The sequence below is a fragment of the Bacillus sp. CCB-MMP212 genome (genome assembly GCF_022748145.1).
In the GTDB taxonomy this organism is placed as follows: Bacteria; Bacillota; Bacilli; order Bacillales; family Bacillaceae_G; genus Bacillus_A; species Bacillus_A cereus.
The window spans coordinates 1-8,533 of sequence record NZ_JALDQE010000030.1; the positions used below are offsets into that span (position 1 = coordinate 1).

The window sequence follows — 8,533 nt, forward strand, 5'->3', positions numbered from 1 at the left end:
CATCTCCCACCTACCGTTGGGCTACGCCCTTCACACGCTTGAGGAAGGAGAATTCTTTCCGGAAATTCGTTAAATTAATACTTTAATTTAATACGTAACGGGGTTGCAAATGTGTCAATATTAAGGTGTTCTCTTTAACACGTTTTCAAAGGTTTAAAACTCTTCTTAAACAATTATTAAGAAGAGTTTTTTAGATAAAAGTTATAAAGAATTAGTTTTAATTAACTAAGAAATTATGCAAAAAGAGTATTTGTCTGTACATTTGTTATATGCTCGGCCAATACAGTAGCTTGTGCATGGAGGGGAGCTGGAAATCCTAATGTAATCCCATTGTGTTCAGTGCATTCACCAATTGCATAAATTAATTTATCATTTGTTTGCATATACTTATTAACAACTATGCCACGTTTAAAATATAAGCCAGCTTTTTTTGCTAAATGTGTATTAGGTCGCCTACCAATAGGTATTACAATTAAATCGTATTTTTTAATAGTGCCATCTTCGAATTGGATCCCCTCTGCATAGTCTGTACCTAGGATTTTAACCGTGTTTTTTTCCATGAGAAATTGAATCCCTTTTGCTTTTAGCTTGTTACATAGTAATGAACAAGCCAAGATATCTTGTTTTGCCATTAAGTGTGAACTGAAATGAACTACGTGGACGTCTATTCCAAAATCAAATAATTTTTGTGCAATTTTTAGACCAAGCAGGCCATTACCAATAATAATAGCTTTTTTTGCATGCTTCTTAATATTTAAGAGAAATTGGATTTCTTCAGTTGTTCTAAGTTTATTTACTCCCAATAATTGCAGTCCTTTAACGGGAAAAATAAAAGCAGTAGATCCTGTTGCAATGATGAGTTTATCGTAGAAAACAATACGGCGTTTATCTGTAACAATGACCTCGTCCTCACGGTCAATTTCTATTACCTTTTCGTTTGTAAAAAGCTTAATATTATGTTGTTTGTACCAATTATATTGCTTTTGTATTCTATTTTTAATATCTAATTGTAATGAAATAGTGTTTATTTGATTGTAGAGAGGATAGAGTTCATCACTGAAAATAGAAATGCTATACATATTAGGGTTTTGTATTAAAATCTCTTCAATACAGCGTAAACTAGATATACTATTACCGATTATTACTAAGCGTTTTCGTTTTCTCATATCAATTTCCCCTTTTGATTGTGAAGTATTGAGCAATGATGTTCGTTCATATTATAACAATTTTAAAAAGCAGATTGCTTGATATATAGTTTGTTTTAAAATATGTCATAAATTATCTTTATTCGGGTAATGAGATACAAAGATGATCCCATTAAACCCATAGGTTAGAGGCAAATTTTAAAAATGTTACTAAGATATTTCAGATGGAAAATGTTAAATATGTTTGCTGATAGTAGTATTTCTTCAATTTTTAAAGAATAACGCATACAAACACACTGTAACCTTATAATTAAAGTTTTATTATGTATAAATGCGAATAATTTCCTGATAGGTCACTATACAAGTAAGTAAAAATTAAGATGGAGTGCTTTTCCTAAACATGATAAATTAAAACTTTTTATACCAGATTAATTATTCTTTTATTCTATATTGATTAGGTATATTCGTGTATTATGCACCTTCTAGGATTTAGTGAATATAGCAGATTGCACATCATTTGAATCATTTTGTAAAGTGAGTATGTTTATTTTGTGAAATATTGAACAAAATCTTGAAAGTGAATATTGAAACATGTAGTTTATTCTTAGGATTATTTATAATAACCATGAACTAAAGGAGTGTGTAATTTTATGTTAGAACAAGGGATAGCTGATGCTATAAAACTTGCACAAAAGAAGAAACAAATATTAGATATAAACCCAATACAATATTTTGTTCGTGCATTATTAGCCGGCATCTATATTGGATTTATTATAGTATTATGTTTTAAATTAGGGGATTTTTTTCACGTTGTAAATTCACCCGCAACTTATTTAAGTGCTTCTTTATTTTTTGGAATTGCACTTATATTAATAATATATGGTGGAGCGGAATTATTTACTGGGAATACAATGTATTTTACAATTTCGACCTTACGAAAAAAAACAACGGTCTTAGATACTTGTCGTAACTGGGGTGCTTGTTTTTTAGGTAATCTGGTAGGTGCAATATTTTTTGCGTTATTATTTTATGGTACTGGTATTTTTGATCAAATAGAATATGAACATTTGATAAGTAATGTTGTTGAAGTAAAAATGAATACTCCGACAATACAGCTTTTTTTCAAAGCTATTTTATGTAATTGGCTTGTTTGTCTAGCATGTTTCCTTCCTTCTCAAGTAAAAGGGGATACAGCAAAAATAATTGTTATGATGTTATTGGTTTTTACATTCTTTTTATCTGGATATGAACATAGCATTGCAAATTTATCGCTATTTGCAATCTCCCTGGTATCGCCACATCCCAATACAATTTCTTTTAGTGGGGCTATTTATAATTTAATTCCAGTTACAATTGGAAATATTATTGGTGGATCTGTATTTGTTGGCATGGTATATCATTATATAACCCAAAACAACCCTACCCCTGAAGAGAAGGGCGATTTAGTTGAATCTCAATGTGAGGAAAACATCCCATTACAAACACAAATAAAAATTTAAGCTACTAATATAATCATTTTTCGTATAAAAATAACATAATTAATTTGAATGTTATTTTTATATCAGTTGGCTTAATTAGCTGGAAATACCGTTTTAATAATTCTTTTAAATATATTTTTTTCTTTTATAAAATATATTATTTGTATTTGTTAGACATATAAGGGAAGGGAAATATACAAAAAACATTCACAACTTATGTGACTTAAATTTGTTAATATAAAATGCAAGATCACATGTCGGATTTATTACAGAAAACTCTAAAAAATTAGTGGGAGGTTTATTAGAAAATGAATTTTGAAAAAGTTTGTTTGGTATAGAAGTGCTTTTAGGGGGTTATTGCTAAAATAGGTGAGATGACCTTCGATATACAAAATTAAAATTTGCAGTAATTAGATTTGAATGAAGATAATATAAGCATGAATGTCATTATGAGAAGTGATAATCAGTTAATGAATCTTAACAAAAATGTAAGCGTTAACAATTTTATTTAACTAGATGTATAAACTAGATTTTTCACAGAATATCAATGAATCTTTGGAATGTAGATAAAGAAAAATTATCTTATCTAGTGAAGCTATACATAATATTTTTTTGAGTTAAATAAAAAATAAAGTTGGAGCAATATTTGCTGGAAATACATATGAAAAGGAATTTAAGTTTAACTATTTGGTATTGAACATTAATGTATTTCGAGTTCATTATTTGTTTATTCAAAATCAATTAAATCTCTTTTTATTAGAATAACAACAATGCACAAAAACATAACATAAATAGTGAGGGATCTATAAATGAATAAAAATATTAATCGTGTAGTTTTAATTGGTACAGGGGCCGTAGGGTGTAGTTATGCATATTGTATGATTAATCAGGGGTTGGCAGAAGAATTCGTTCTTGTAGATGTAAATGAAGCAAGGGCAGAAGGAGAAGCAATGGATTTAAGTCATGCAATTCCTTTTTCACCATCACCAACAAAAGTATGGAAGGGTAGCTGTGAGGACTGTAAAGATGCACAAATTGTTGTAATAACAGCCGGATTGCCACAGAGACCAGGTGAAACACGTTTAGACTTAGTTGAAAAAAATACTAAGATTTTTAAAGAAATTATACGTAATGTCATGTCAAGCGGATTCGATGGTATTTTCTTAATTGCAACAAATCCAGTGGACATTTTAACATATGTAACTTGGAAAGAATCTGGATTGCCGAAAGAACGCGTAATTGGTTCAGGTACAACACTTGATTCTGCACGTTTCCGTTACATGTTAGGAGAATATTTTGAAATCGATTCTCATAATGTTCATGCTTATATAATTGGTGAACATGGTGATACGGAGCTTCCGGTTTGGAGTCATGTGTCAGTTGGCGTTCAAAAGCTACAAACCATTTTAGAAAATAAAAGTCAGTATAATCAAAGTGACTTAGACGAAATTTTTGTTCGTTCACGTGATGCGGCCTATCATATAATTGAACGTAAGGGAGCAACCTGTTATGGAATTGGAATGTCTTTATTACGTATCACAAAGGCAATTCTACATCATGAAAATAGTGTATTAACAGTATCTGCATACCTTGAAAATGAATATGGTCATAATGATGTATATATAGGAGTTCCTGCTGTTATAAATCGTCAAGGTATTCGGGAAATTATAGAAATTGAGTTAAATGAGGAAGAAAAGTTTAACTTTAATCATTCTGTACATACATTAAAAGAAACCATGTCACCAATACTATAAGGTGAATTTATCTTATTATATTATGTCGGATATATAAATGCTTGGCAAAAGTTTAAATGTATCTAATCTAATGTAATCTGAAATTAAATACTATAGAAAAATGTTTGTTTAAACTGAAATACAGTACTTTCGTCTTGTAAAGAATCATTTTATAAACATTATTAAGAAGTTAATGGCCTTCATGATATTAGTTCATAACATATCAAGATTGAACATTTTTAGAATCAACATAACTATTTATAGCTAAATATGTTATGTCTTTCACAAAGGATTGATACCTTTTGTGTATACTTTCTATTAAGGCACTAAATGCAGACAAATTTGATTAAATAAAAAGCACTTTTTTTAAAATTTAAGAGAGTGCCTTTTTATTTATTAATTAACATTAGCAATCTAATACATACATTAATAAGAAGAGAGCGGTCCCTGTGTGCATCTGGCTACCGTTTAATTACATCCTTAATGGGCATTTATAACAATAAGTATACAGTAGGAAATGTGAAAATTAGGGGGATAATGGAGCATACAAAGTTGGCAATAAACCGTAGGGAAAGGAGGGAACGAGATGAGAAATTTCTTTGAAGAAAAATATACAAATTTAGAATTTAAAAGGGAACTAATAAATATTATAAGTAAAATCAGTGAATATAAAGGAGAAATATCAGCATATCAAACTCAAAAACCAGAGATCTTTAATCTTTTGGAAAAGAGTATATCCCTACAATATATTAAAACTTTTCCTAATATATATGACAAGTTTACATTCTCAAATAAACAGTTGAAAAAATTTGTTTCTAATCATGTTAGCCCTCAAACATTGGAAGAGGACGCTTTATTTTGTTATTGTAAAACATTAGAACTTGTGCAAAAAGAAAATCACAAACTGCCTATTAAACCACAAACAATTCAAGAACTGCATTTCCAATTACTGAATTATTCAACGTCTGAAAGTGGTAATTGGAGAAAAAACGAACTTGTATTATCGTGTATTCCAATGTTAAATAATCAATCCAAATTAAGTACAGTTGTTTTATATGATATGGTTCCGCAATATTTGTATCAGCTATGCGAACAATATAATACATTAAGGGCTAAAGGGAATTTTCATCCGCTCCTACTGATTCCTCAATTTATATTAAATTTCCTATGTATTTATCCATTTAATAAAGGGAATGGCAAGTTAGCAAAAATATTAATTCAATGGTTATTAATTGAAAGTGGATATACATTTGTAAAATATACATGTATAGAGAAATATTTTAAAAAATATGAATCAGATTATTATGATGCTCTGTATAGATCTGCAGCTAATTGGCATCAAGGAGATCATAATGTAGTTTTCTGGATGAAAATTTTTTTAGATATTGTTTTAGATGCATATGAAGAATTAGGTAATTTAATAAAAAATTGTATAAGCACTCATACTAAAAGAAAAAGAATTGAGAAATACATAGACAGGCAAAATCATCCTTTTACTAAAGAAAATATTCGAAACATGCATCCAGACATAAGTGAAAGTACTATAAATAAAACATTACACGCTTTAAATTCACAGGGATATATTAAATTGGTTTCTAAAGGTAGGAATGCAGAATGGATAAAGAATAAATTAACTTAGGGTAAAGAACTAGGATACTGGAAAATAATAAACAAGGAGAACCCAAAAGGGGTTCTCCTTGTTTATTATTTGTTAGACTAATGTATCTTTTAGAAGGATAAAGAAGTAAAATAGACTATTTATTAATTGCAATCTAATCATAAAATTTTGTATCACATCTTTAAGAAAGACTGGTCTACTCGTTATGATTTTCTAAACCAAATTGTCCCTTTTTACGCATAGTGTAATAAATAGGGAGGCCGAGTGCAGTTAGGCCTATTCCACATAAAGCTAGCAGAGGTTGAGTGAATAAGGTATTAATAACAATGAACAATCCGCCAATAATAGCAACTAATGGTATAAAAGGATACAATGGAACTTTATAAGGTCGCACAAGTTCGGATTCCCTTTTTCGTAAGATGAATACAGCAAGGAATGTCATTGTGTAGAATATCCATATTACAAATACCAACATATCAGTAAGAGTATTGAATCCGCCGACGGCCATCATAATAATTGAAATAAATAGCATAAATAGACCAGAATTATAAGGGACCCGACTATTTTTAGATAGTGTAGCAAACCATTTACTAAATGGTAGTTTGTTCTCAATAGCCATGGCATAAGGAATTCGCATTCCTGTCATAATATAACCATTAATCGTTCCAAATACGGAAATTAAAATGCCAATGGTAACTAGTTTTCCTCCCATAGCTCCAAAAAGAATTGTAGCTACTTGAGAAGCGGGTGTATCAGTACCTGCGAGCGATGTTGCAGACATGACCATTAGAAACGCGACATTAATTAATAAATAAACAACCATTACTGTTGATAATCCTAATACGATTGCTTTAGGTAAGTCTTTTTTAGGGTTTTTCATTTCTCCAGCAATATTCCCTACATGAATCCATCCATCATAGGCGAACATTGTTGCGAGTAAACCAGATCCAAGGGCAGATATCATAGATTTGTTCGGCCCTGCCTCAATTGGAAAAAGCTGAAAAGTAACGTCACTTTTGTGTAGTAATCCAAAAATAATAATCAATGCTAATGGAACCAATTTGCATATAGTCGAAGCCATTTGGATTCCACCAGCTGCTTTAGCTCCTAAAAAGTTCATAAGAGTTACAAATGTTGCTGTGATAATTGCAATTGCGATAATTAGCATTTTGTGTTCATTAACATTTAGGCCAAATAAACTAACCGTTTGTGTCCCGAAAATAATAGCAAGAGCTGCAATATTTGCAGGGAAGTATATGACAGTTTGTGCCCAGCCAAGCAAGAAAGCAGTTAAGTTTCCATAAGTCCTCTTTAAATATGCCATCATTCCCCCCGTTTCAGGAATAGCGGCAGATAGTTCAGCAGCAGTTAGTCCTGCGCAAATCGTCAAGATACCACCAATTACCCATGCAAGTAATCCTAGGCTAGCTGTTCCTGTTACTCCATATAATGCAGTGGGCTTGAAAAATACTCCGGCGCCGATAACGGTACCAATAACTGTGGTTAATGCTGCAAAGAAACCAATATCCTTTTTTAGTTGTTGTTGTGACAAAATAATCACTCCCAATTAGAAAAATATATAAATTCTCTTATGAATTCTTTATCCTGTTTGTTAAATTATTTGATAGTATATCCTGTATCCATACAAATAGCCGCCCCTCATCCTTACCAGCTAGAGAATTTGAATACATTTCAGATACTAAATAAAAAAGAAATTAAACGTATAAGTAAAGAAAGTTTAATTTCGCCTCAAATCATGTGAAAATTTTCACATGATTTGAGGCGAGTAAAATTCAATGAATTATACATTAAAAGAAATTCTTTAATTTAACCCGAAACATGAAGTTAAAAACGAGATTTCTTTTATATGAATAATAAGAATAAATGAGGTATTTTAATATTTTGATATAGTAAAATGGTAAATCGAAATTCAAAAGAGAAGATATATTCTTGTGAAGAATATCACAAAGTATTAAGGGATTCAATCATATTTTCGATATAAAATATAGAAAATCAACTAAATAAAACATTTTGTGAAATGTTTCACAAAATTGTTGACCTCTTATTTTTACTAATGGTATCTTGTAGGTGCAATCCAATGTTATAAATTAAATTATATTTGAAAAATATTGTAAGGATGAATATTTTGAATCTTATATTTATCTGACAATAATTAATTTAATTTATAACTCACTCTAAAAAAGGATGTGTAGATATGAAAATTGGTGTAGTGAAAGAGATAAAAAAAGGGGAAGCTCGTGTAGGGATGACTCCAGAAAATGTTCAAAAATTAGTTTCAGCTGGAAATGAAGTTTTAGTACAAAAAGATGCTGGATTAGGTTCTGGTTATACAAATGATGAATATATAAATGCAGGAGCAAGCATAGTAAATCAAGGCCAGGCATGGGATGTTGATATGGTAGTAAAGGTAAAAGAACCACTACCTGCAGAATACCATTACTTTAAAAAGGATCTAATTGTATGGGGCTTTTTACATCTGGCTGCGTCGAAAGAGTGTGTAGAAGCGATGAGAAAAGCTGGAACTACTGCGATTGCTGG

The 8,533-nt window shown here is 30.4% G+C and carries 5 protein-coding genes and 1 pseudogene; 4 read left to right on the plus strand and 2 right to left on the minus strand.

The genetic code is table 11. From position 1 onward, the window contains the following. Positions 1 to 233: 233 nt before the first annotated feature. Complete coding sequence (locus MRP26_RS30710; RefSeq protein ID WP_242807508.1) at positions 234 to 1,166, minus strand: FAD-dependent oxidoreductase; 933 nt, start codon at positions 1,164 to 1,166, stop codon at positions 234 to 236. Between the two features lie 629 nt (positions 1,167 to 1,795). On the opposite strand from MRP26_RS30710, the gene MRP26_RS30715 reads away from it, so the two are divergent. From MRP26_RS30715 to MRP26_RS30725, 3 genes are all read left to right on the plus strand, one after another. Further along, positions 1,796 to 2,644 (plus strand): formate/nitrite transporter family protein, encoded by an 849-nt coding sequence (locus MRP26_RS30715; protein WP_016083475.1) that lies wholly within the window; start codon positions 1,796 to 1,798, stop codon positions 2,642 to 2,644. A 788-nt stretch (positions 2,645 to 3,432) separates the two neighbouring features. Next, the gene (locus MRP26_RS30720; protein ID WP_001038829.1) at positions 3,433 to 4,377 is read left to right on the plus strand and encodes an L-lactate dehydrogenase; all 945 of its coding nucleotides are present in this window, start codon (positions 3,433 to 3,435) and stop codon (positions 4,375 to 4,377) included. A gap of 565 nt (positions 4,378 to 4,942) precedes the next feature. Then, the gene (locus tag MRP26_RS30725; protein WP_242807510.1) at positions 4,943 to 5,995 is read left to right on the plus strand and encodes a Fic family protein; all 1,053 of its coding nucleotides are present in this window, start codon (positions 4,943 to 4,945) and stop codon (positions 5,993 to 5,995) included. 175 nt (positions 5,996 to 6,170) lie between these two features. Here MRP26_RS30725 and MRP26_RS30730 read toward each other — a convergent pair whose 3' ends face one another. Beyond that, the gene (locus MRP26_RS30730; RefSeq protein WP_242807511.1) at positions 6,171 to 7,526 is read right to left on the minus strand and encodes an APC family permease; all 1,356 of its coding nucleotides are present in this window, start codon (positions 7,524 to 7,526) and stop codon (positions 6,171 to 6,173) included. 663 nt (positions 7,527 to 8,189) lie between these two features. Between MRP26_RS30730 and MRP26_RS30735 the strand changes: the two are divergent. Beyond that, positions 8,190 to 8,533: pseudogene (locus MRP26_RS30735) on the plus strand (alanine dehydrogenase); the annotation flags it as partial.